28 protein-coding genes, 1 tRNA gene and 1 pseudogene are annotated in these 22,194 nt (G+C 67.7%); 12 read left to right on the plus strand and 18 right to left on the minus strand.

The features are described 5' to 3' along the window. Nucleotides 1-70: 70 nt before the first annotated feature. Together SRB17_RS00660 and SRB17_RS00665 are read left to right on the plus strand one after the other, a co-directional pair. Nucleotides 71-454, plus strand: coding sequence for a hypothetical protein (locus SRB17_RS00660; RefSeq protein WP_153533669.1), 384 nt, complete (start codon nucleotides 71-73; stop codon nucleotides 452-454). Between the two features lie 102 nt (nucleotides 455-556). Further along, a complete protein-coding gene (locus tag SRB17_RS00665; protein WP_153533671.1) occupies nucleotides 557-922 on the plus strand; it encodes a hypothetical protein in 366 nt (121 codons plus the stop codon). A gap of 10 nt (nucleotides 923-932) precedes the next feature. On the opposite strand, the pseudogene SRB17_RS00670 reads toward SRB17_RS00665, so the two are convergent. The 3 genes and pseudogenes from SRB17_RS00670 to SRB17_RS00680 form a co-directional block, all read right to left on the minus strand. Beyond that, nucleotides 933-1,157: pseudogene (locus SRB17_RS00670) on the minus strand (DMT family transporter); the annotation flags it as partial. Nucleotides 1,158-1,178: 21 nt separating this feature from the next. After that, nucleotides 1,179-1,481 (minus strand): GroES family chaperonin, encoded by a 303-nt coding sequence (locus tag SRB17_RS00675; RefSeq protein WP_143638545.1) that lies wholly within the window; start codon nucleotides 1,479-1,481, stop codon nucleotides 1,179-1,181. A gap of 100 nt (nucleotides 1,482-1,581) precedes the next feature. Beyond that, the gene (locus SRB17_RS00680; protein WP_323374791.1) at nucleotides 1,582-1,911 is read right to left on the minus strand and encodes a DUF3618 domain-containing protein; all 330 of its coding nucleotides are present in this window, start codon (nucleotides 1,909-1,911) and stop codon (nucleotides 1,582-1,584) included. 92 nt (nucleotides 1,912-2,003) lie between these two features. On the opposite strand from SRB17_RS00680, the gene bcp reads away from it, so the two are divergent. From bcp to SRB17_RS00700, 4 genes are all read left to right on the plus strand, one after another. Next, a complete protein-coding gene (gene bcp / locus SRB17_RS00685) occupies nucleotides 2,004-2,471 on the plus strand; it encodes a thioredoxin-dependent thiol peroxidase (protein ID WP_153533673.1) in 468 nt (155 codons plus the stop codon). Nucleotides 2,472-2,613: 142 nt separating this feature from the next. Further along, nucleotides 2,614-3,267 (plus strand): HNH endonuclease, encoded by a 654-nt coding sequence (locus SRB17_RS00690; protein ID WP_153533675.1) that lies wholly within the window; start codon nucleotides 2,614-2,616, stop codon nucleotides 3,265-3,267. After that, on the plus strand, nucleotides 3,264-3,917 hold the full coding sequence (locus SRB17_RS00695) for an HNH endonuclease (protein ID WP_153533677.1): 654 nt from the start codon (nucleotides 3,264-3,266) through the stop codon (nucleotides 3,915-3,917). The genes SRB17_RS00690 and SRB17_RS00695 overlap by 4 nt, the downstream gene beginning before the upstream one ends. 25 nt (nucleotides 3,918-3,942) lie before the next feature. After that, nucleotides 3,943-4,015, plus strand: a tRNA-Leu gene (locus SRB17_RS00700). A gap of 55 nt (nucleotides 4,016-4,070) precedes the next feature. On the opposite strand, the gene rdgB is transcribed toward SRB17_RS00700, so the two are convergent. Together rdgB and SRB17_RS00710 are read right to left on the minus strand one after the other, a co-directional pair. Then, on the minus strand, nucleotides 4,071-4,673 hold the full coding sequence (gene rdgB / locus SRB17_RS00705) for an RdgB/HAM1 family non-canonical purine NTP pyrophosphatase (protein WP_153533679.1): 603 nt from the start codon (nucleotides 4,671-4,673) through the stop codon (nucleotides 4,071-4,073). 46 nt (nucleotides 4,674-4,719) lie between these two features. Continuing rightward, a complete protein-coding gene (locus SRB17_RS00710) occupies nucleotides 4,720-6,054 on the minus strand; it encodes an SGNH/GDSL hydrolase family protein (protein WP_323374792.1) in 1,335 nt (444 codons plus the stop codon). A 262-nt stretch (nucleotides 6,055-6,316) separates the two neighbouring features. Here SRB17_RS00710 and SRB17_RS00715 point away from each other — a divergent pair, with 262 nt between their 5' ends. Next, nucleotides 6,317-7,579: a DUF445 domain-containing protein gene (locus tag SRB17_RS00715; RefSeq protein WP_153533683.1), complete on the plus strand. Its 1,263-nt coding sequence runs from the start codon at nucleotides 6,317-6,319 to the stop codon at nucleotides 7,577-7,579. A 73-nt stretch (nucleotides 7,580-7,652) separates the two neighbouring features. Beyond that, a complete protein-coding gene (locus SRB17_RS00720; RefSeq protein ID WP_153533685.1) occupies nucleotides 7,653-9,209 on the plus strand; it encodes an MFS transporter in 1,557 nt (518 codons plus the stop codon). 5 nt (nucleotides 9,210-9,214) lie between these two features. Here the strand turns inward: SRB17_RS00720 and SRB17_RS00725 are convergent, their stop codons facing one another. Next, nucleotides 9,215-9,664 carry a hypothetical protein gene (locus SRB17_RS00725; protein WP_323374793.1) on the minus strand — a complete coding sequence of 150 codons (450 nt, stop codon included), beginning with the start codon at nucleotides 9,662-9,664 and terminating at the stop codon, nucleotides 9,215-9,217. Nucleotides 9,665-9,846: 182 nt separating this feature from the next. On the opposite strand from SRB17_RS00725, the gene SRB17_RS00730 reads away from it, so the two are divergent. Continuing rightward, complete coding sequence (locus SRB17_RS00730; protein WP_153533689.1) at nucleotides 9,847-10,827, plus strand: GlxA family transcriptional regulator; 981 nt, start codon at nucleotides 9,847-9,849, stop codon at nucleotides 10,825-10,827. 135 nt (nucleotides 10,828-10,962) lie between these two features. On the opposite strand, the gene SRB17_RS00735 is transcribed toward SRB17_RS00730, so the two are convergent. Both SRB17_RS00735 and SRB17_RS00740 read right to left on the minus strand, forming a co-directional pair. Continuing rightward, nucleotides 10,963-11,370: a hypothetical protein gene (locus SRB17_RS00735; protein WP_153533691.1), complete on the minus strand. Its 408-nt coding sequence runs from the start codon at nucleotides 11,368-11,370 to the stop codon at nucleotides 10,963-10,965. Nucleotides 11,371-11,450: 80 nt separating this feature from the next. Beyond that, entirely contained in the window at nucleotides 11,451-12,680 is a 1,230-nt protein-coding gene (locus SRB17_RS00740) for a serine hydrolase domain-containing protein (RefSeq protein WP_153535483.1), read from the minus strand. 246 nt (nucleotides 12,681-12,926) lie between these two features. Between SRB17_RS00740 and SRB17_RS00745 the strand changes: the two genes are divergently transcribed. After that, nucleotides 12,927-14,126 (plus strand): helix-turn-helix domain-containing protein, encoded by a 1,200-nt coding sequence (locus tag SRB17_RS00745; protein ID WP_153533692.1) that lies wholly within the window; start codon nucleotides 12,927-12,929, stop codon nucleotides 14,124-14,126. Between the two features lie 205 nt (nucleotides 14,127-14,331). Here the strand turns inward: SRB17_RS00745 and SRB17_RS00750 are convergent, their stop codons facing one another. The 8 genes from SRB17_RS00750 to SRB17_RS45855 all read right to left on the minus strand — a co-directional run bounded on the left by SRB17_RS00750 (nucleotide 14,332) and on the right by SRB17_RS45855 (nucleotide 19,126). Then, complete coding sequence (locus tag SRB17_RS00750) at nucleotides 14,332-14,634, minus strand: hypothetical protein (RefSeq protein ID WP_323374794.1); 303 nt, start codon at nucleotides 14,632-14,634, stop codon at nucleotides 14,332-14,334. Nucleotides 14,635-15,143: 509 nt separating this feature from the next. After that, entirely contained in the window at nucleotides 15,144-15,428 is a 285-nt protein-coding gene (locus SRB17_RS00755; RefSeq protein WP_153533696.1) for a hypothetical protein, read from the minus strand. A 342-nt stretch (nucleotides 15,429-15,770) separates the two neighbouring features. Beyond that, a complete protein-coding gene (locus SRB17_RS00760) occupies nucleotides 15,771-16,376 on the minus strand; it encodes a DUF5753 domain-containing protein (protein ID WP_153533698.1) in 606 nt (201 codons plus the stop codon). Beyond that, complete coding sequence (locus SRB17_RS00765) at nucleotides 16,373-16,855, minus strand: hypothetical protein (protein ID WP_323374795.1); 483 nt, start codon at nucleotides 16,853-16,855, stop codon at nucleotides 16,373-16,375. Before SRB17_RS00765 ends, SRB17_RS00760 begins: the two co-directional genes overlap by 4 nt. Nucleotides 16,856-16,936: 81 nt before the next feature. After that, entirely contained in the window at nucleotides 16,937-17,161 is a 225-nt protein-coding gene (locus SRB17_RS00770; RefSeq protein ID WP_153533702.1) for a DUF397 domain-containing protein, read from the minus strand. A gap of 436 nt (nucleotides 17,162-17,597) precedes the next feature. Further along, a complete protein-coding gene (locus SRB17_RS00775; protein WP_153533704.1) occupies nucleotides 17,598-18,428 on the minus strand; it encodes a helix-turn-helix domain-containing protein in 831 nt (276 codons plus the stop codon). Beyond that, complete coding sequence (locus tag SRB17_RS00780) at nucleotides 18,418-18,936, minus strand: DUF6879 family protein (RefSeq protein ID WP_323374796.1); 519 nt, start codon at nucleotides 18,934-18,936, stop codon at nucleotides 18,418-18,420. Before SRB17_RS00780 ends, SRB17_RS00775 begins: the two co-directional genes overlap by 11 nt. Beyond that, nucleotides 18,920-19,126, minus strand: coding sequence for a hypothetical protein (locus SRB17_RS45855; RefSeq protein ID WP_153533706.1), 207 nt, complete (start codon nucleotides 19,124-19,126; stop codon nucleotides 18,920-18,922). The genes SRB17_RS00780 and SRB17_RS45855 overlap by 17 nt, the downstream gene beginning before the upstream one ends. 205 nt (nucleotides 19,127-19,331) lie before the next feature. On the opposite strand from SRB17_RS45855, the gene SRB17_RS00790 reads away from it, so the two are divergent. Continuing rightward, nucleotides 19,332-19,994: an HAD family hydrolase gene (locus SRB17_RS00790; RefSeq protein ID WP_153533708.1), complete on the plus strand. Its 663-nt coding sequence runs from the start codon at nucleotides 19,332-19,334 to the stop codon at nucleotides 19,992-19,994. Nucleotides 19,995-20,163: 169 nt separating this feature from the next. On the opposite strand, the gene SRB17_RS00795 is transcribed toward SRB17_RS00790, so the two are convergent. Both SRB17_RS00795 and SRB17_RS00800 read right to left on the minus strand, forming a co-directional pair. Further along, on the minus strand, nucleotides 20,164-20,358 hold the full coding sequence (locus tag SRB17_RS00795) for a hypothetical protein (protein ID WP_153533710.1): 195 nt from the start codon (nucleotides 20,356-20,358) through the stop codon (nucleotides 20,164-20,166). After that, nucleotides 20,358-21,218, minus strand: coding sequence for a helix-turn-helix domain-containing protein (locus SRB17_RS00800; protein WP_153533712.1), 861 nt, complete (start codon nucleotides 21,216-21,218; stop codon nucleotides 20,358-20,360). Before SRB17_RS00800 ends, SRB17_RS00795 begins: the two co-directional genes overlap by 1 nt. A gap of 112 nt (nucleotides 21,219-21,330) precedes the next feature. Between SRB17_RS00800 and SRB17_RS00805 the strand changes: the two genes are divergently transcribed. Beyond that, nucleotides 21,331-22,143 (plus strand): ATP-binding protein, encoded by an 813-nt coding sequence (locus tag SRB17_RS00805; RefSeq protein WP_323374797.1) that lies wholly within the window; start codon nucleotides 21,331-21,333, stop codon nucleotides 22,141-22,143. Nucleotides 22,144-22,194: the final 51 nt, after the last annotated feature.

Consider the following 22,194-nt stretch of genomic DNA (forward strand, 5'->3'; position numbering starts at 1 on the left):
CCACAGTGAGTGCCGCCCGTGAACAACGGGCGGCACTCCCATTGTTCACCTTGCCTAAAAGGGGGAATTCATGAGGAAGATGATGCAAGCCGTCCTGGCGGGCGGCATAGCCATCGGCATCGCTCTCACTTCCACTGCCGCATATGCCGACACCACGTACACCGAATACGCGGCGCCCGGCTGTGGAGCCAAGTCCACCTTCAAGACGTACGGCGACGTTCTGAAGGTTTACGACATCGAGGCCGACGGACACTCCGCCGTGGGCATCATCGAGAACGGCACCCAGTACTACTACTGGAACCACAGTGGCAACGGCACCGTGAAGACCTGGGACCTCGATCTGCCCGAGAACAGGGCGATCGCACTCGGCGCCATGCTCGGCGACTGGCAGGGCACCCCGACCGGCGGACTGATCTGGCCCTGCCTCAGCACCTCAACCGTCTCGACCTCGTAACTCGCACCACCTCACCGCGGTAGCGCGGTGTGACAGCAGGGGCCTGAGCAATGATCTCAGGCCCCTGCACCTTTCTGTATCCGACCACCGAGGAGAGGCGCAATGAAGGCAAGGCATCTCGCACGGCTGGGGGGCCTGATCATGACGTCCCTCCTGCTGGCTGCCTGCAATCAACACGAGGCGGGTGCAAAAAAGGAGAGCCACAGGCGACTCCCCAAAATAGAGTCGGCCGTCGGCAAAACCCTGAAACAAGGCATCGATGAAGCAGTCGACGCCGGCCTGGGAGTCTCACCGGTCGACGCGACAGACCAACACCGTTCCATCGACGTGGAATCCGCGGAACGCTACACGATCTGTTTCCAGCAGTCAGTTCCCGAGATGCAGGCCGTAAAGTTCTACGTCGTCCCGACTTCCACCCGGTGCCCGCACAGCATCGGCGGCAAAGGTTCGGCCTCCAGGATTCGCTGAGCGCATGGGATCAGTGACCCGAGGTCGCCTTCAGCCCCACCACGGCAACCAGCAACAGACACACGAAGAAGATCCGCGCGGCGGTCACCGGCTCACCCAGCACCACCATGCCCAGCACCGCCGCACCGGCCGCCCCGATGCCCACCCACACGCCGTACGCCGTACCGATGGGCAGGGACTTCGCGGCGTACGACAGCAACACCATGCTGGCGACGATCCCGGTGACGACGGTCACCAGCCCCTTACCGGAACGGACTCAGAGATACAGACCGGTGGAGTCCTCCGACCCCTCGAAACGGTCCGCGGCCACGGCATGCAGATCCCGCTCACGCATGAGCACGTACGCCACACCCCGAACCTCGACCTCTGCGCGGTCCTCCGGATCGAACAGCACCCGGTCACCCGGCTCCACCGTCCGTACGTTCTGCCCGACCGCGACGACCTCGGCCCAGGCCAGCCGCCGCCCGACCGCCGCGGTGGCGGGAATCAGAATGCCGCCCCCCGACCGCCGCTCACCCTCACCGGTCTCCTGCTTGACCAGAACCCGGTCGTGCAGCATCCGGATGGGAAGCTTGTCGTGATGGGGGGTGCGATGCTCGTTTCTGTTGGCGCTCACGCCTCGAACCTACCTGCCTTCGCCACGCTCGTCCGCGCCCGGGTCAGCGCTTGCGCCGCCTGCGGCCCACGGCAAGCAGCCCCACGACACCGACCGCGAGCAGCGCCACGGGCACGACCCGCTCCACCCGCAGCCCGCCCTCCTCATCGACGAACTGCGCCCGCACCTCACTCACCACCCGGTTGACCTGCACATAAGCCCGACCGACCGTGTGATCGACATTGGCGACGACCTTGGCCTTGGCATCCCCGATGATCGTCTGCGGATGCACCCGCACCCCGATCTCGTCGAGCGTCTCGGCCAGCACTTCGCGGCGGCGCTTGATGTCCGCCTCGATCTGCGCCGGGGTTCTGGTGTCCGACGTGTCCGCCACCGTACGGCCTCCGAAGTCTCTGATGCTGTTCCGGACAGTCTGTCAGCTTCTCCTCCCGGCGCACCGCAAGGCCCCCCGGTTACGCTGGCCCGATGAGCGAGCGACTCCAGCCGGGGGACGTGGCCCCCGCCTTCACCCTCCCCGACGCCGACGGCAACGAGGTCTCCCTGTCCGCCCACAAGGGCCGCAAGGTCATCGTCTACTTCTACCCGGCCGCCCTGACCCCCGGCTGCACCAAACAGGCCTGCGACTTCACCGACAACCTCTCCCTCCTGGCCTCCGCCGGCTACGACGTGCTCGGCATCAGCCCCGACGCCCCGGAGAAACTGGCGAAGTTCCGCGAGAAGGAATCCCTGAAGGTCACGCTGCTGGCCGACCCGGAGAAGAAGGTCACCGAGGCCTACGGCGCCTACGGCGAGAAGAAGAACTACGGCAAGACGTACATGGGCGTCATCCGCTCCACGATCGTGGTGGACGAGGACGGCAAGGTGGAACGAGCCCTGTACAACGTCCGGGCCACGGGCCACGTGGCCAAGATCATCAAGGATCTGGGCATCTGAGGACCTGAGCCTGTCGCTGGCGGCCCGCACCGGTTTGATGCCCGGTGCGGGCCGCTTTTCTCATTTCCGAGCGTGACTGTCCGATAACCGGTTCGTTACTCCGTACGGGCTGCGAACGCACGCCCGGAACGGAGGGGGCTCGATGGGGGCCAGCGCATACACGAAGGAGCGCCTGGAGGAGGCGGCTCGCGGGGCGCGGACGTTGTCGGAGGCGTTGGAGAGGTTGGGGGTGGATCCGAGGAGTTCGACGCGGCGGTATGTCCTGGACCGGATGAAGAAACTCGGGGTGGACGTCTCTCACTTCGAGCGGGAGGGGGTGAAGTGGACGAGGGAGGTCCTTGAGCGGGCCGTCGCCGCCTCTACGAACATGTGCGAGGTGCTGCGCCGGCTCGGCCTGGAGGTCGTCGGCGGCCATCACACGCACATCAGCCGCCGGATCAGGGCGTACGGGATCGACACCTCGCACTTCCAAGTGCCGACACAGCAAGGGAAACCCTGGCGCGCCCGAACACCGGAGGCTCTGCTCGTCGAGCAACCGGTCACCCAGGCCCGGCGCATCCAGAGCGACAGGCTCAAGTGGGCGATGACATCCGTCGGCATGCCGGAGCGCTGTGCCCGGTGCGGCACGGAGCCAGTGTGGCGCGGCCGCCCGCTCCCGCTGGAGGTCGATCACATCGACGGCAACTGGTGGGACAACCGGATCGAGAACCTTCGCTTCCTCTGCCCCAACTGCCATTCGACCACGGACAATTACCGGGGGCGCGGCAAGGGCCGTTCTCGGGGCGGCGTGGTATGAGCAGCGGCGTGCAGTACACCCGTGAGCGGTTGGTAGAGGCGGCCAAGGTGTGCTTCAGCATTGAAGAGGTCATCGCCTACTTCGGTACCGAGCGGTACAACAAGCTCGATCGCTATCTCGTGAAGCGTTTCGCTCACTTCGGGATCGACATCGCGCACATGCGCTGCGGCCGTAGGCGGCCTCGTCCCACCTCCTACGAGCTGCGTGCGGCGGTTGCTGCATCGACCTCCATCGCAAGTGTTCTGAGCAGACTCGGACGCCCCGACCACGGTGGGCAACGCGCGATGTTGCGGCAGTGGATCGCCGAGGAGAAGCTCACCACCACACACTTCTTGGGACAGGCGCATCAGAGGGGGAAGTTACGCCCGGAGTTCACCAAGCGCGCCGAGGACATCCTGGTGAAGCACGATGGCAAGTGCCGGACAAAGACCAGGCTGCTGCGCCGCGCGCTCCATGAGGTGGGTGTACCCGAGAAGTGTGCCGAGTGTGGAATTGGTCCGGAGTGGCTTGGGAAGCCGATGACGCTGGAAGTCGACCACATCAACGGCGACTGGAGCGACGACCGGCGCGCGAACCTCCGGCTGCTCTGCCCCAACTGCCACGCGACCACGAGCACCTGGTGCAGAGGGGGCGGACGCCGAACGGCGTAGCACAGTAAAGTAGGGCCCGGCTTACGCGCCCGTACGCCAACGGCCGAGCGGCGATCTTTAGGTGGTCGTGTTTGTCGGTTCGAATCCGACCGGGCGCACAGGCAAAAGCGGCCCCGCACCTTAGATTCCAAGGTGCGGGGCCTCTTCGTCATCTCAGCCCAACAACTGCCGAACCACCGGCACCAACGCCCGGAACGCCTTCCCCCGGTGGCTGATCGCGTTCTTCTCCTCGGGGCTCAGCTCGGCGCACGTGCGTGTCTCGCCCTCCGGCTGGAGGATCGGGTCGTAGCCGAAGCCGTTCGTGCCGGCCGGGGCGTGGCGCAGCACGCCCCGCAGCCGGCCCTCGACCACCCGCTCGCGCCCGTCCGGCAGGGCCAGCGCCGCCGCGCATGCGAAGTGGGCGCCGCGGTGTTCTTCCGCGATGTCGGCGAGCTGGGCCAGGAGGAGGTCCAGGTTGGCCTTGTCGTCGCCGTGGTGGCCGGACCAGCGGGCGGAGAAGATGCCGGGGGCGCCGTTCAGGACGTCGACGCAGAGGCCGGAGTCGTCGGCGACTGCGGGGAGCCCGGTGGCCTGGGCCAGGGCGTGGGCCTTGAGCAGGGCGTTCTCGGCGAAGGTGACGCCGGTTTCCTTGACGTCGGGGATGTCGGGGTAGGCGTCGGCGCCGATCAGCTCGTGGGGGAGTCCGGCCTCGGCGAGGATCGCCCTCAGCTCGGTGATCTTTCCGGCGTTGCGGGTGGCGAGGATCAAGCGGGTCATGCCAGTCAGTATCTCGTCAGCCCGTCGGTGTTCCTCGCGCCCGTGTCTACAGTTCCGCCTGGCCCGCGCCCTTGAGGGTGTTCAGGTCGAAGACCGTGGCCATCCTGGCGAAGCCGAGGTCGCTGGGGTGGAGGTGGTCGCCGGAGTCGTAGTCGGGGCGGAGGCGGTGGGGGGCGTACGGGTCGCGGAGGGCCTTGTCGAAGTCGACGACGGCGTCGTACACCCGGCCGGACCGGATCTCGGCGTTGACCTGCTGGCGGACGGTCTCCCGGGCCGCCGTCCAGCCTCGGTGGCCCTCAAAGGGCATCAGGGTGGCGCCGATGACCTTCAGGCCGTGGGCGTGGGCCTCGCGGACCAGGGTGCGCAGGCCGGCGATGATCTCGTCGGGGTCGGCGAGTTGCGGGTTGCGGAGGATGTCGTTGACGCCGAGGTCGATGACGACGACTTTGACGCCGGGGTGGGCGAGTGCGTCGCGGCCGAAGCGGTCGAGGCCGCTCTGGTTCTCGGCGGGCCGGCCGAGTCCGTCGGTGAGGACCTGGTTGCCGCTGATGCCCTCGTTCACGACGCTGTAGCGGGGCATGGGGCGTCCGGTTTCGAGGGCGGTGCGCAGGCGGCCGGCGAGGATGTCGGGCCAGCGGTGGTTGGCGCCGGTGGTGGAGGTGATGCCGTCGGTGATGGAGTCGCCGAAGACGACGACGGTGCCGTCGGCCTCGTTGCTGAGGACGTCCAGGCCGGTCACGTAGCGCCAGTGGGGAGTCTGTTGGGTGTAGGGGGTGCCGGTGGCGTCCTCGGTGGCGTCGCCTGCGGCGACGTAGGAGTTCTGCCGGGCGTGCGGGTGGTAGGTGACGGGGCCGGAGGGGGTGGGCGAGTAGGTGGTGATCAGGACGTCGCTGTCGTGTGGGACGGCGAGGTGTACGGCGTCGCTGACGATCTGTTCGCCGGCGGGGATGACCACGTTGGTGGCGCCGTTGAAGGTGAGGCGGCGCATCGAGTCGGGGTCGGCCGCGGCGGTGCCGTCGCCGGCGGAGAGTGCGATCGAGGCGTGGGTGATGGTCAGCGGTTCGTGGCCGTAGAGGTTGGAGAGCGTGATCCTGGCGTTGGTGCCGCCGGTGCTGGTGTGGACGACGTTGCGTACGGAGTGGCCTGCGAGGCCGGTGGTCTCGGTGCCGGGCTCGCCGCCCACCGGGGAGGCGGACCAGGCGCCGACCCAGGTGCCGGTGGAGGCGGGGGCGGCGGAGGAGCCGTGGTGGGGGCGGTCGTCGGTGAGGGCGCCGAGCGGGGTGCCGTTGTCGGCCGTCACGGTGAGGTAGATGGCGGCGGACACGGTGAGCACGAGTGCGACGAGCGCGCTCAGTACGGCATAACCACGACGTCTGGTCACGCTTGTGTTGTTCTCCTCGGGGATGGGAGCCCGAGGCTCCGATCTTGATGAGCCCATGATGCGTCATGGGTGGGGGAGGCTGTCAGGGCCCTGCTCAAACCCCCGTTCTGACAGACGCCGGGAACTCTTGTTCCGTTCCGGGAGTCGGTCAGGAAGGGACAATTGTGTGCGGGATCACCGAGCGGGTGGAGCTGGACGGGTGGAGCTGATGGAACCGACCGAGACGGAAGCGGCGCCGGCGCGAGGTGTGTCGTACAGGACCATGACGGCCTTCACCCCGGCCGACGAGGAGCGCCGGCGCGGGGTGCGGCGCATGAAGCTCACGGCGACGAGCATGCTGCTGTTCGTTGCGGTGGTCTACGTTCTGGCCAAGCTCGCCTCGCACGGGGGTGCCGGGCCGTGGGCCGGCTATGTCGCGGCGGCCGCGGAGGCCGGCATGGTGGGCGCGCTCGCGGACTGGTTCGCGGTGACCGCGCTGTTCCGGCATCCGCTGGGGCTGCCGATTCCGCACACCGCGATCATCCCCACGAAGAAGGATCAGCTGGGTGTCTCGCTGGGTGAGTTCGTGGGCGAGAACTTCCTGTCCGAGGACGTCGTACGGCAGCGGCTGCGCGCGGTCGGTATCGGCAGCCGGCTGGGGACGTGGCTGGCGGAGCCGGAGCACGCGGACCGGGTGACGGCGGAGCTGGCCACGGCGCTGCGCGGTGCGCTGACCGTGTTGCGGGACAGGGATGTGAAGGTGGTGGTGAGTGAGGCGATCACGCGGCGGGCCAACACCAAGGAGATCGCGCCGGGTATCGGCAAGTTGTTGGAGGGGATCGTCGCCGATGGCGGGCATCGGCGGGCGGTGGACCTGGTGGTGGCGCGTGCGCATGACTGGCTGGTGCTGCACCGGGACGATGTGATGGTGGCGGTGGAGGGTGGTGCGCCGGGCTGGACTCCGCGGTTCGTGGACCGGAAGGTGGGCGAGCGGGTCTACAAGGAGTTGCTGCGGTTCGTGACCGAGATGCGGGACATGCCGTCGCATCCGGCGCGTGGGGCGCTGGACCGTTTTCTCACCGACTTCGCCTCCGATCTGCAGTCCGACACGGACACCCGGGCGCGGGTGGAGCGGCTCAAGGGGGAGGTGCTGGGCCGGGGCGAGGTGCAGGATCTGATCGCGTCCGCGTGGACTGCCGTACGGGCGATGGTGGTGGCGGCGGCCGAGGACGAGCGGAGTGAGTTGCGGTTGCGGGTGCGGGCCGCGTTGTTGTCGCTGGGGACGCGGATGGCGACGGAGTCGAAGGTGCAGGGGAAGGTCGACAGCTGGGTCGAGGGCGCGGCGGTGCACGTGGTGACGACGTACCGCAGGGAGATCACCTCGCTGATCACGGACACGGTGGCGGGCTGGGATGCCGAGCACACGACCCGGAAGATCGAGGCGCACATCGGCCGCGACCTGCAGTTCATCCGGATCAATGGCACGGTGGTGGGGTCGCTGGCGGGGCTGTTGATCTATGTGGTGACGCGGACGCTCGGCGCCTGAAATCGCGGGGCCGGGGCACCCGTCCTGCTGTCCCCGCTGGTCGGGGGGACGTCCTTCGGCGAGGAGGGAGCCCATGGGCGCGAGCGCCGCCGCAGCGTCGCCGCAGGCCGGCCGGACCGTGATCACCGACATTCCCGCCAGGCTGGACCGGCTGCCCTGGTCCCGTTGGCACTGGACGATCGTGATCGGTCTGGGGACGGTCTGGATCCTGGACGGTCTGGAGGTCACGGTCGTCGGCAACATCGCGAGCCGGCTGGCCGAGCCGGGCAGCGGGGTGTCGATCACGTCGGGCCAGATCACGGGCACGGCCGCCGCGCTGTATGTGGCCGGTGCCTGTTCGGGTGCCTTGTTCTGGGGCCGCCTGACGGACCGCTTCGGCCGCAGGAAGCTGTTCATGATCACCCTGGGGGTGTATCTGGCGGCGACGGCGCTCACCGCGGTCTCCTGGGAGGCCTGGTGGTTCTTCCTGTTCCGCTTTCTGACGGGCTTCGGCATCGGCGGTGAGTACGCGGCGATCAACTCGGCGATCGACGAGCTGATCCCCGCGGACCACCGTGGCCGGGTCGATCTGATCATCAACGGCAGCTTCTGGCTGGGTGCGGTCGGCGGCTCGCTGTTGTCGATCGTGGCCCTGAACACGGACCTGCTGGCCAGGGACGTCGGCTGGCGGCTGACGTTCGCCCTCGGGGCCGTACTGGCCCTGGTCATCCTCCTGGTGCGCCGGCACGTCCCGGAGAGTCCGCGGTGGCTGCTGATCCACGGCAGGGACCGGGAGGCGGAGGAGATCGTCTCCGGGATCGAGCGGCGGGTGGAGCGGGAGAAGGGTGTGACGCTGCCCGGGCCGCGGGGCGAGCTGGAGATCCAGCAGCGCGAGAGTGTGACGTTCCGGGAGATCGCCCGCACGGTCTTCGGTCACTACCGCAGGCGTGCCGTCCTCGGTTTCTCCCTCTTCATCGGCCAGGCGTTCCTGTACAACGCGATCACCTTCGGTTTCGGCGCGATCCTGACCAGGTTCTTCAATGTGCCCTCCGGGCACACCGGTTACTACTTCGCGGTGATCGCGGTCGGCAACTTCTGCGGCCCGCTGCTGCTGGGCAGGCTGTTCGACACGGTGGGGCGCCGGGTGATGATCTCCTCGACGTATCTGCTGTCGGGCCTGCTCCTGTTCGGTACGGCGTGGCTGTTCGACCGGGGTGCGCTGAGCGCGGGCACGCTGACGGCCTGCTGGTGCGCGGTGCTGTTCTTCGCGTCGGCGGGCGCGTCCAGCGCGTATCTGACGGTGTCCGAGGTGTTCCCGATGGAGACGCGGGCGATGTCCATCGCCTTCTTCTACGCCCTCGGCACGGCGGCCGGCGGCATCAGCGGCCCCCTGTTGTTCGCCGACCTCACCGGCACGGGCCGGGTCGGCGACACGGCCCTGGCCTTCTCGATCGGGGCGGCCCTGATGTGTGCGGCGGGTCTGGTCGCCGCCTTGCTGGCGGTACGGGCGGAGCGCCGCTCCCTGGAGGACATCGCCCGTCCGCTGACGGCCGTGGCGAGCCGGGCGAAGTCGGCGACGGGGGGTGCGCCGAGCGCGAAGGGCGGGAGGGGTGCGGGGCCGTCGGCACCGCCGGCGCCGAGGGCGCCGTAAGGGGGTCAGGCTCCTGTCGTGGAGCCGGGTCGCACGATCATCAGGACGGTCACGGTGGCCCACAGCAGGTTGAACACCCCGGTGAACATGGCGAGCCGCGCGGTGTGCTCCTGCGTGCCCCGGCCCTCCACGACCGCGCTCTGGGCGGGAAGTACCAGCGCGGCCAGGACGACGGCGGCGAGGGCGGTCAGCACGATGGACGCGATCAGCCAGGCGCTCCCGAGTACGCCCATCTGGCTCGCGGTGGCGAACCCGAAGACCGGGACGACGACGCCGACGAGGGCGTACATCCGGCAGATGCGGTGCAGCAGGCCGAGGGTCCCGGTGGCGCTCTCGTCCTCCGGTGCTGAGAGCGCTCGGCGCGCGGCAGGCGGGAACATGCTGGCGGCGACGGTCACGGGGCCTACGGCGACGATGGCGGCGAGGACGTGGACGGCGAGGAGGAACTTGGTCACGCGGTGACGGTAGGCGGCGGGCGGGTGGTGCAGAAGTGGCGGGAGTGCCAGTCTTCAACGGATTCCCGCCAGACGGATGGGCCGGGCTGTTCTGCGGTTACGGCGGGTTGCGGCGGGTCACGGCGGTTACGGTACTGCTGGGCGCCGTTGGCGGTAATCCGCCGTACGTCTAGGATCCCGCCATGCACACCGTGGCCGTACTGGCGCTGGACGGCGTCATCCCCTTCGACCTCTCCGCCCCCGTCGACACCTTCGGCTGGGCGCGGCTGCCGGACGGCCGGGTGCCGTACCGGGTGCGGGTGTGCTCGGTGCGCCGGGAGGTGAGCGCGGGGGCCTTCACGGTGCGCGCGCCGTACGGCGTGGAGGCGTTGGCGGAGGCGGACACGATCATCCTGCCGGGCGTGGCGGAACCCCCGGAGGAACTCCCGCCGGGAGTGACGGAGGCCCTTCGCGCGGCGGCGGCGAACGGCACCCGGATCGCCTCGATCTGCGTGGGCGCGTTCCTGTTCGCGGCGACGGGCCTGCTGGACGGTCTGCGCGCGACGACCCACTGGTACGCGGCGGGTGACCTGGCGGCGCGCCACCCGAAGGTGACCGTCGACCCGAACGTCCTGTACGTCGACAACGGCCAGTTCCTGACGTCCGCGGGTGCCGCGGCCGCCCTGGACATGTGCCTGCACATGATCCGCAGGGACTTCGGCTCGGCGGTGGCCGCGCACGCGGCGAGGATGTCGGTGATGCCGCTGGAACGGGAGGGCGGCCAGGCCCAGTTCATCGTCCACGACCTGCCGCCGGCGCCGTCGGGCGCCACCTTGGAGCCTCTGCTGCACTGGCTGGAGGACCACTGCGATCGTGACATGACGGTGGACGAGATCGCGGACCGGGCGGGCATGAGCACTCGCACCCTCAACCGCCGCTTCCGCGAGCAGACCGGCACGACGCCGCTGCAGTGGCTGCACCGGGCCCGGGTGCGCCGTGCCCAGCACCTGCTGGAGACGACGCCGTATCCGGTGGAACGGATCGCGACCCAGACGGGCTTCGGCTCACCGACGGCATTCCGGGAGCGCTTCCGGAGGGTGGTAGGGACGAGCCCGCAGGCGTACCGGAGGGCGTTTCGGCAGGGTGACGGCTCTTCGGTGGAGCGGGGAGCGCCGGTGCGCTGACAGCTTTTCGGATATGGCTTTTCGGGTACGGCCTTTCGGGTACCGCACTTCGGGTACGGCACTCGGGTACGGCTGACGTTGTGTCAGCCGTACCCGAGTGGTCGTGGAACTGCGGCTGTGCGGGTCGATGTCCGGTCAAGCGGCGTCGAGGGCTTTGGTGATCTTGCGGGTCATGTCGGCCATGGTGGGGCTGGGCTCGCCCGTGCGGGCCCGGGTGGCTGCTTCGAGGGCGACGCCGATGATGCTGCGGAAGTTGTCGGCCTCTTCCGGATCCTGCTTCTTGAGCAGGATCACGGCTGCCGTCAGGGCCGGCAGCACGTGGTCGGCCAGTTCGGCCACGGTCTTGCCGTTCAGGTCGCCGGCCTTCGACCGCTCGGCGAGCACGTGCCCGACCGGGCCGGTCGCGGAGGCCAGGGCGATGGAGCCGTGGGTGGCGACCTTGTGGGGCGAGCCGGCGGCGTCGGCGGCGGCCAGCAGCGAGACGGCGCCGTAGGCGGCGGTCCGCAGGGTGAGCTTGTCCTGGTCGGTCAGGGCGAGGGACATGCTGGTGTGCTCCTTCGGTCGACGATGAGGGCGGGCCTGCGGGGACGGCGGGTCGGTGTCAGCCGTCGAGCGGGTGGGTGTCAGCCGTCGATGGCCTGGTAGAGCGTGGTCCAGAAGTCGTGCATGAGGTGAACCGGGTTCGGGACGGACGCTCCGACCTGGGTGAGCAGGATTCCGGTGAGGTTGTTGACCGGGTCGGCGTAGGTCGAGGCGCCGCTTCCGCCGTCCCAGCCGAACTGGCCGACGGGCGCGTAGTCGCCGCGATAGGTGCGCACCGCCATCCCGAAGCCCCAGCCGCCGTGCTGGCCTTGGCCGAAGGAGATGTGCACGTTGTTGGTGGCCAACTCCTGTCGGGCGGCTTGCTGTTCGGGTGTGAGGCGGTTCGTGGTCATCAGCTCGACGGCGGCCCGGGACAGGATCCGTTCGCCGCCGTGCACGCCGCCGTTCAGCAGCATTCGGAAGTAGGCGTGGTAGTCGTCGACCGTGGAGTTCAGGCCGCCGCCACCGCTCTGGAAGGCCGGAGGAGCGCTGTGGCGCCCGCCTTCGGCCTCGTCCCACACGTGGAACTCGCCGGTCTGCGGGTCGGGGGCGTACAGGGGCGGCAGCCGGTGGATCCGGTCGGCGGGCACGTGGAAGCCGGTGTCCTTCATCCCCAGCGGGTCGAAGATCCGCTCGCGCAGGAAGTCCTCGAACGACTGGCCGGTGACCCGGGCGACGAGCACGCCGAGCAGATCACTGGCGATGTGGTACTGCCAGCGCTCTCCCGGCTGGTGCATCAACGGCAGCTCACCCAGGCGCCGTATCCACTCGTCCGGCTCGGGCATCGGCGTCGGCAGATTGGGGGTGAGCCCCTGCTCGAAGACCGCGTTCATCACCGGAGTGCCGATCGACGTCATATCCATGCCGAGTCCGAAGGTGGAGGTCAGGACGTCCCGTGCGGTGATCGGCCGCCGCGCCGGCACGGTGTCGTCCAGCGGGCCGTCGATCCGCTTCAGCACCCGCCGGTCGGCGAGTTCGGGCAGCCATTCCTGCACCGGGTCGTCCAGGCGCAGCCGGCACTCGTCGAGCAGGACCATCGCCGCCGCGACCGAGACCGGTTTGGACGTCGAGGCCATCCGGAAGATCGTGTCCCGGCGCATCGGCTCGCCACCGTCGTGGCGCATCGTCCCGAGCGCTTCGACGTGTGTCTCGTCGCCCGTGCTGAACAGCGCGACGACCCCGGGGATCTTCCCGGAATCGACATGCCGTGCCAGTACGTCGCGCACTCTTTGCAGCCCTGTTTTGGAGAAGCCGCCGTTGCTCTGTCCCATCATGAACTCCCTCTGCGATGCCGTGGGTTGTGTCCCCGTCGGCGACGACGAGAACGCTAGGACGCTTGCCAGAGCGTTGGCAAGTAGTTGCCAAGACTGTTTGCCGGAGTGGCTCGAATTGCTTGAACGGGACACTCGCGAGCAGGCAAAGAATTGCCATGGCGTCGGCAAGCTGGTTAGCATCGGGTCGGGGGCAAAGGGACCACTCCGACGTCGAACGGCGTCGTCACCCGCGGGAGTACGGACATGCTCGAGCAGCCGGTTTTCGGCCGCCGACTCAGGCAACTGAGGACCGAGCGGGGCCTGACCCTCGCCGCCCTCGCGGGCGAGGGCATGTCGACCGGCTACCTGTCCCGGCTCGAATCCGGCGCCCGGCAGCCCACCGAGCGCGCCGTGGCCCATCTGGCCGCCCAGCTGGGCATCACCCCGGCCGAACTGGCGGAGTCCACGGCGACGTCGCTGGTGCAGAGCCTGACGCTGGCCACCGGCCTCGGCCAGGACGAAGCCGGTGAGGCGCTCGCCGAGGCACTGAAGGCCTCGGGCGGCGAGGATCCGCTCCTTCGCTGGCAGGCGCTGTGGCAGGTCGCCGAGTGGCGCCGCCGGCGCCGGGAGTTCGCGGAACAGCGGGTGAGCCTCGACGAACTGGTCGCGCTCGGCGCCGGCATCGGACTGCCCGAGCTGCAGGCCAGGGCGCTGGCCGAGCTGGCCCGCTGCATGCGCAGCACCGGCCAGATCGACGACGCGGTCACCACCTCGACGCGCGCCTACGAACTGGCGAAGAGCGAAGGCCTTCCCGGCCGGGTACTGACGTCCACGCTGCTGGCCCTGGTGTCGGCCCTCGGTGAGGCCGGGCGGCTTGCCGAGGCCGCGCGCTACGGCGACGAACTGCTCGCCCTGGTCGAGGGGCAGTCCGGAGTGCGCTGGGCCGAGGCCGTGTGGACCAAGGTGAATGTCCTGGGTCGCCAGGGCGATCTGGATGCCGCCGCGGACTTGATGGACCAGGCCGTCCGCGGGTTCGACGGCCGGGACGACCTCACGCTGTGGATGCGCCTGCGCCTCGATGCGGCGCTCCTCGATCTCCTGCACAGACCGCCGAAGATCCAGGCCGCTCAGCAGCGCGTCGAGGAGGTGCGGGCGTACATGCCGTTCGCGGCAACGCCGGCCATGGAACAGCAACTGCTGGCGCTGCGCGCCCGCCTGGCCGTCCACCAGGACCGCCCCGCCGAAGCGCGCGCGCTGCTGGACCAGCTCGAGGGCTTCGACGACGTGACGTCCTATCAGGAACAGGTCAGGCTCGACATGCTGCGCAACCGGGTGCTGCTCATGGAGGGCAACCGCGAGGAAGCCATCACCGGCCTGCGCGGCCTCGCCGAACAGGCCCAGTCGAACGGCAACATGGACCTCGCCGCGGAGATCTGGCGGCTGATCGCCGAGTCGGTGACGTAGCGAGGGGCTGGGAGGGGCGGGAGGGGCATCCGGGCCCAAGGGGCACTAGGGGCACTAGGGGCACTAGGGGTCCGAGGGGCCGCGGGGGTGCGAGGCCTTGTCGACTGCTCTGCCTTGACCGCTGTTCTGCCGCCGAGGTCGGACGTGCTCGGCAGGTGCCGGGGATCGGCAGGTGCCGGGGAACCGGGGTGCCGGGGGCCGGGGATCAGCCCCTGCGGTCGGCGACGGCCCAGGAGGCGAGGGCGACGGCGCCGGCGACCCCGAGGACGGACGGCCAGGCGCCGACCTTCTTGGCCAGCGGATGGGACCCGGCGAACGCGGCAACGTAAGCGGCCGTGAGCGCACCCGCGGCTTTCCCTCCGGCCTGCGCACGCCACTGCTGAGCGGCGGCGACCCCGGCGACGGCCAGCACGGCCCCACCCAGCTGCCGCTTCTTGGTCCAACGGGCCACGCCGTACCCACCGACAAGCCCGGTAGCGGCGACGACTGCACTGGGAACCCTGGCCACGACTGCCTCCTCTTTCATCACTTTTGCGGTGTCTCTGGGCCGAGGCTAACGCGCAGGTCGGCCCACTCGCCCAACCTGAGTCGAGGCTTGTCAACTTTCCGACTGGGGTGGACTGCGCCGACTGGGTGGACCGGGTGTACTGGGTGGCCATCCCCGGGTCATACGATCGCCGCCCCCTCACGGCCAGACACCAGACAGCAGACAGAAGCCCCCCGCGGAACTCGCCGTCGTCGCGGGGGGCTTGGTGGGTTGCTCGGTCCGTCATGCGGATGGGCGGCAACTTCGCGCGCATACGGGTTCCGTCAGGTGTACCCGTGCGCAGTGAGGTCGCGACAGCATCCCGGTGCCGCTGCCGAGCGGTTGGTGTTGCCGTTGGCAGTGCTGTTGGCGCTGCCTTCGGCAGTGCCTTCGGCAGTGCTTTGGTGAAGCGGCCGGCCGGCCCACCGGAAGCCTGGCCGGCCGCCGCTTTTCGGCCGCCGGGCGGTAGCGAACCGCCTCTCGGGCGGCTCTTAGAAGGCGCTGTTGTTGCAGCCCATCGTCGACCCGAGGTGGGTGGACTGCGCGCCCGGGTCGCCCTCGCCGCCGAGCGCGCTGCCCAGCGCGCCGCCGATGAGGTTGACCTCGCCGAGGACGTCGATGTTGAGGTCGTGCGACTTGCAGTTGGAGCTCTGCAGGACGCTGGCGCCCCCGCCCTCGCCGCCGCCTTCGCCGCCTGCGAAGGCGGTGCCTGAGGCCAGAAGCCCGACGCTCCCGACGGCGGCGACCAGGACGGCGGCCTTGTGAAGCTTGTGCATGTCATCTCCGTGGCGAGAAGTGGATGCGATCTGTGGCAGATCGACTTCTTTCAGTGACGGAGATTATGTGCAAATCACCCCATACCGGACGGCGACGCGCCGGTGGATGATGACACAGCTCAGTCCATCCCGCATCTCCGGATACCTCCACAACCCCCGAGCGCCGCAGGCGGCTCCTCCCGCGTGGAGGTGGGCGTCCAGCGCTTCCGCACCCCGCATGCCGGTCCAGGCAGGTGTGAAGCGACTGCTCCACACGGTCAAGCACCGATCAATCGGGCACAACCCGCAGGCGCCGGTCGACGGAGACAGACATACGACACTCCACGACGGCCATGCCGATCCTCAGCCCTCGTCCCAGAAGGCTGCGGCTTTGCTGATCAGTCCGCGGGCGGCATCCCCATAGTGTGCAGACCTGCTCAGGGCGTCGAATGCCTTTTCATGAAGGGCGAGTTCGTCCGGGTGTGTGATGTCCACGCCGGTCGACACGAGCTCATAGTGGGCACGCCCGCCGTCGTACAAGCTGAAGCCGGGCATGGGCACGACGCTCACTTCCGCGGCGGACGGGAGGATGCCAAGGGTGAGCGAGGGCAGCCCGATGTCGCGGAGCAGGCGTTCCATCTGCCCATGCATGACCTCCGGCCCCCCGACATTCGTGTACAGGGCTCGCTCCCCGAGGATCACGTCGTAGTGATGCTCGCCGTCGTACAGGACCTGCTGACGTTCCATGCGCTTGGCCGCACCCGCTGCCACGTCGTCAGGCACGCCGAGAAAATCGACGACCTTTCGGAGGATCACGCGCGCGTAGGCCTCCGTCTGCAGCGTGCCCCAGATCATTTCCGGCACGTACGCCTTGCCGTGCCGCGTCCGCTGGTACCAGCGAATGACCTCGTCCTGGATGCCTTCCGTACCGGTGGACAAGCGCTGCTGCCAGGGAATCAAGCTGCTCAAGCCGTCTCTCCTTCCTCGACGGGACAGTTCAGTTCAGGCTTCGAACGATTCGGAGAACACGCCACCACCGCGAGCGACAGGTACGAAGGCCGCTCAAGGTAGAAGCCGAGTGACACATCACTCCCCGAACCCAGCCTCCCAGCAGTGGAGTTGCCCAGTAATGCCAGATCGATGAAGTGGCGCTCCCATTCGGAGGCAAACCGGGGCGCGTACTCGGCCACGCGCGCCCCGACCCACCCGGCCGCATCTTTCGGCTCATCCCACGATCCACGCACCAACGAGCGCGGTTTGACGAGCCAGTACGCCGTCTCCAAGGGGGGCAGATCCACGGCCGGAAACGCCGCTGCCACCTCCCGGTAGCGCTCGATCAGCTCAGGCTTGCTTCCCGCCGGCGGTGGCTCGGGATGCGGGGGCCGCCGTAGGGCCTCCTGGTCGAAGCGCTCTTTCGCCCCGACCCATAGATAGCCGTGGTAGTGCACCAGTCATTCCTGTCGGGCATCGAAGGATCAGCGGGACCGGTCCCGGCTTCACCCACGGAAGCCGGGACCGGCCAGGGAGAATCAGACGGACAGCCCGAACCGCGCCGGATCGATGCCGGCCACGGCCAGTTCCTCCGTCGAGAACCGCAACGGCTCCGCGTCCGGACGCTTGCTGTCACCCAGCGCCCATGCGTCGTCGCCGATCCGAGCGAGGGTCACGCACCCCTCCGTGCAGGGTCCACCGCAGGCCTTCACGAACGAGGCCCCGCTGATGTCGAGCCCATACAGCTTGTTTCCGTCCAGCATCACTGCACCTTCCTGCTCAACTGATCGCGGCCATGGCAGACCGCCGCCGCCCCGGTGGGCGGGAGTTAATGGGAGGGGAGGCAGATGCGTCAGCGCCTGGAGTCCTTGCCGCGCCCGTCGCACCGCCGGCACTGACACGGTGGCCACTCCGCCGTCGTCAGGGGTGGAAGATCATCCGTGGCGAAGACAGTTCGCCGGGGTCCCCACGTTCTGCCGGAGTCATGCGAGATGCGGACGGTCATAAGCGGGCGGTCGAAAATGAACCCGGTCGCCTTACCGTGGCCCACGGGATGTTCCCCTTGACCCGCTGTCAGCACGCGTAATTCACCTGAGCTTTTCTGGATATCCGCCATTGCCTCTCCCTGGATTTGTTACGCACCCATGGTGCAGCTGTGGGAGGGGAAGGGCGAGACTTATTCCCGTTGTCTACTAAAGATCAACGGTAGAGTGCGGCCCATTCTTGAAGGAGGGTTCTGGCTGCGTCTCCAAAGTGGGCCTTCTGCTCGTACTGGCTGAACACGTCCAGATGTTCGGCAACATCACGGGAATCGCGGAAGACTGTCCGCCCGGTGAACGTCTCGACAGTGGCCAGCCTGTCGTCGTAGACCGTGAAAGTGTTCATGGGTCCACGACTTATGACTATGCCAGTAGGGATAAGACCTATTCGTATGTTGGGCAGGTGGGACAGCGAACTCAGCCGATCGATCTGCACGGCCATAGCAGGCGGAGGGACGACGGCCCATCGGACTGCCTGCTCTGTGAGGAGAAAAGTGAAGTGCTTGGTGGTGTCGTACAGCAATGCCTGCCGCTCCAGTTTCCGCGCTACTGTCCTCGAGATATCTCCAGGCGAGTACGCAAGGCTGGCGCGGATGTATTCAGGCGTGGCCAAGAGGCCAGTGATCATTGCAGGCAGGAAATAGCGAAGCTCCAGCGTGTCAGCCTCCAGGCCGGCCAACTCCGCCTGGCGTTTCTCCAGACCGCGCCGCCACGACGACCGGATGGGCTCCCACTCGGTGTTCGTCAGCCGCGCCAGCGACGTTATGTCGGCGACGAGCTGCTCTGGTGCGTCGAGCGCCCGAAGGATGAGTTCGACGTCGACCAGGCTCGGCGTAATCTCGGCAGTCTCGATCTTGCTGATCTTGGACTGCGACACATTGCAGCGCTTGGCGAGCCGGACTTGGGAGAGCCCGGCTCGCTTGCGCAGCGTTCGCAGCGTCTCGGCCAGGTCGGCCTTCAACTGCCCTAGCTGCTGAGGATCAAGCGTCAAGGCCTTTCACGTACTCCTCGAAGGGCACCGATTCCGCGAGGGCGATGCGCTGGTACTCCCGATACGGTACGGGGTCGCCCTCGTACACTTCCCGGCTGATCTGAGTTCCGTCCGGCTCATATTGCATCAGCACGATCCGCGATCGGTCGAACATCCAGAAGTCCTGAACGCCGTCGAGAGGATTGGGTCGATCGGTCACGTCGAGGATGCGGATCGCCTCGCCGGCCTCGATGTTGTGGCGGTAGTGCTCGAACTCGAAACGAAGGTAGTCGGTGAGGGGTTGAGTGACGATGTGCACTCGCCCGACACTGCGGCCGCTCGCCACGTACGCCTTGACCCGGTCGAACCAGGGCTGCGTCGCTTCACGCGTCACCGGTTCCCCGGCCAGGAACCGGCGGACGGCCTCTTCCTCCTGCGGCACACGGTAGGCGGGCAGAGTCTCCAGACGCCACGCCTCTTCTTGCATGGCATCGAACGTCCTCCGCCAGTCCTCACCAGCCAAGAGCACGGACAGCCTCCCTCAGGACCGCCTCCGGGATCTCCACGAGTGCCTCTCCCCCCGGAGGGTCGAAGGCATCTGACAGGTTCCCCTGGACCACGAACGACCCCGAGCTGGTCCGATACACGTTGGGGCAGTCATCGCCCCCGCACTCCCCGTTCCCATTGCCGGTCAGCCGTGTCAGATCCGCACGCGCCATTGTGCCCCCTGTACGACGGGCAGGGCCTGCCCCTGCCATCGGAGATGACGCTAGGGCGGCACGGCACAGGCCGTCCATGACGACAGGAGAATATTCCCGAAGTGGGGTAGTTGATCTAGGAAAGAAGTCTGTGCACGGCTGCTGGTGCCTCCTTCGGCCACGGATGCACTGTCGGCCGAGAAGGCCTGCTTACTACGCTGCGCCCATGATTCGTGCCGTTGTGTTCGACGTCGGCGAATGCCTGGTGGACGAAACCAGGGAGTACGGCACCTGGGCCGACTGGCTCGGCGTGGCCCGCCACACCTTCCACGCGATGTTCGGCGCCGTCATCGCCCAGGGACGTGACTACCGCGAGGTCTTCCAGGAGTTCCGCCCCGGCTTCGATCCGTACGAGGAACGTGAGAGACGAGCCGCGTCCGGACAGCCGGAGGTGTTCGGTGAAGAGGACCTGTACGAAGACGTCCGGCCGAGCCTGACCACACTGCGCTCGGATGGCCTCTGGCTGGGCATCGCAGGCAACCAGACGATCCGGGCCGGCAAGATCCTCCGGGAGCTGTTCGCGGATGACGTCGACTTGATCGGGACCTCGGACGACTGGGGCGCCAGCAAGCCAGACCCGGCCTTCTTCCACCGTGTTGCCGAGGTGGTCCCCTTCGGCAATGACGAGATCCTCTACGTTGGCGACCGCATCGACAACGACATCAGGCCGGCCGCCGCCGCAGGCATGCACACCGCCTTGATCCACCGAGGACCATGGGCCACGATCCAGTGGCGCTCGGCGGAGGCCGAGAGACTCCCGACCATCAGGGTCGAGAGTCTCGGAGAATTGTCCGGACTGATCAAGAACTTCAACGACTCAACGGACTGACGCACGCCGCCAGTGCCAAGCGTTGCGGCCCATACAGGCGGACCGATGTCGAGCATGGGGCATGGACGCCGTCGTCCTTGAGGTGGCACCCGGTCAGGATCTTCCAGGTCTTCATCCAGGCGAAGTCGACGAGCTCTCGGACCTTGAAGCGGGAGGCGTTGGGTCGGTCTCACCGGAGGAAGTGGTCCGCCTTGCCCGCCTTGATGTCCCGGATCATGGTGCGCAAGGCGTCCCGAGTGTCCTTGATGAAACGGTCCTCCTGGCCGAGCACCGCTATGTAGGCGTTGCCCGCCTCATCGACACCGATTCGGAAGCACGAGTTACCCTCCCCGCAGAACGGCTCTTCCCACTGGATCTCGGTCATCACGCCTCCTGGAGTTCGTGTGCGATGGCGCGGATGAAGTCCTTCGAGTCGCCGGGGGACAGCGTCAGTTCCTCCATCCGATCCAAGTGAGCACGGTACTTGGCCAACTCCGCCTCGCCGTAGAGGAAGTCCGGACCGTGGGAGTTGTCGATCTGCACGGTGTCCAGTTGCTCCGTCGGTCCCTCTGCGTACAGGACGGTTTGACCCGCACCGGGAAACCCACCATGAGCGAAGGGGACGACCAACACCGTCACGCCGTCCTTCTCGGCCTGCGCGAGCAGGTATTCGAGTTGTTCACGAGCTACCCGGGGCCCTCCGAACTGGATCCGCAGCGCCGCTTCGTGAACGATGCCGGTGAAGGCAGGAGCGGCGCTGCCGGAGAGGATCTCCTGGCGCCGGTTGCGATGGGCTGCCCTCATCGCCACTTCATGTTCGGGCAGTTGCGGTAGGACAGCACGGAACACGGCCAACGCGTAGTCCGTCGTCTGGAGCAGTCCCGGGATGTGCACAGTGCACGCTGCTCGCATGCGGGCGGCCCTGGACTCCAACTCGGCGATGTCCAGCAGGCCTTGGGGGAGAGCGCCTCGGTACTGCTCCCACCACCCGTGAGCGCCGGCCGAGGCCATGTCGATCAAGGCGCTCACGTACTTCTCGTCGGTGCAACCGCACTGATGGGCCAGGGTGCGCAGACGTTCCTCACTGACGTTCCGTACGCCGGACTCCATGTAGGAGATCTTCCCGCGGTCGACGCCGAGGAGCTTCGCTGCCTCCTCGGCGGACATGTCTGCCGCCATCCGCATTCTGCGCAACTCGTAGCCAAGGCGCTTCTGCCGCTGAGTCGGAACTTGCTTCGGGGGCATGTCGATCCTTCCGTGTTTGCTCGGACGGCAGTCTGCCGTGTGCTCGCCCCCCCATCCACGATCGAGTTAATTTGCCGGAACGTGTGGCAAATTTACCAATGGAGCTTCTAGGTTGAGCATCGAGCCGCTGGTCCACGGCGAACCGAAGTGCATCGCGCATGCCCGCCTGGTCTCTCCTGCCCTGGGGGAGGTGGGCGTGCGCCAGGGCGACAGGCCACTGCTTGCCGAGCAGCGCAAGACAACACACTGGAGCAGGAGTCGAGACATGGAATGCAGTGCATGTACGCCAAGAACGCCCTGGGAGTTGCCGTTCCTTGCTGTGCCGGAGGAAGTGGCCGCGCTCAGACGTGTGCTGAAGATCCATCTGCGTCTCTGGGGCCTACCGGAGCTGATCGAAAGTGTCCAGCTCTGCCTCAGCGAGCTGGTTTCCAACGTGATCACGCACGTTGGTCCAGGTACCCCTTCAACCCTTGCCGTCTCCATGTACGGCACCCACCTGCGCATCGAGATCCATGACCCCGACAGCCGGGCCTTACCGACGCTGATCGACGCGAAGGGCGATGCAGAGTCGGGGCGCGGCTTGGCACTTGTCGCTGCCTGCTCCGACCGCTGGGGTGTTCAGCTCCTGCTCGACCGGAAGGTCACGTGGGTCGAGTTCGCGACCGGCATGAATGCGCCGAACGGCCACGGCCAGAACCCAAGCGTCTCAAGGGCTGCGAGTGTCCTCGGCTTGTACGACGTGCAGCAGCCTGCGAGCCCGGCCCCATCGAGCAGACTGGCCACGATCATGGCCGAGACGGTGGTGGTCGCGGCCATCGCCGATCTTCTTCATTGGCTTCAGGCACACGGTCATGATGCCGACCAGGCTCTGGACAGGGCCCAACGCCAGTTCGAGGCCGAGGCGGAACAAGTTGCCAATTGGTAGGTAGGCACGGGCCGGCTGAGCTTCAGCGCTGCCCGTGCGGACGGCAGCCCG

This window comes from Streptomyces sp. RB17, assembly GCF_009604455.1.
Classification (GTDB): domain Bacteria; phylum Actinomycetota; class Actinomycetes; order Streptomycetales; family Streptomycetaceae; genus Streptomyces.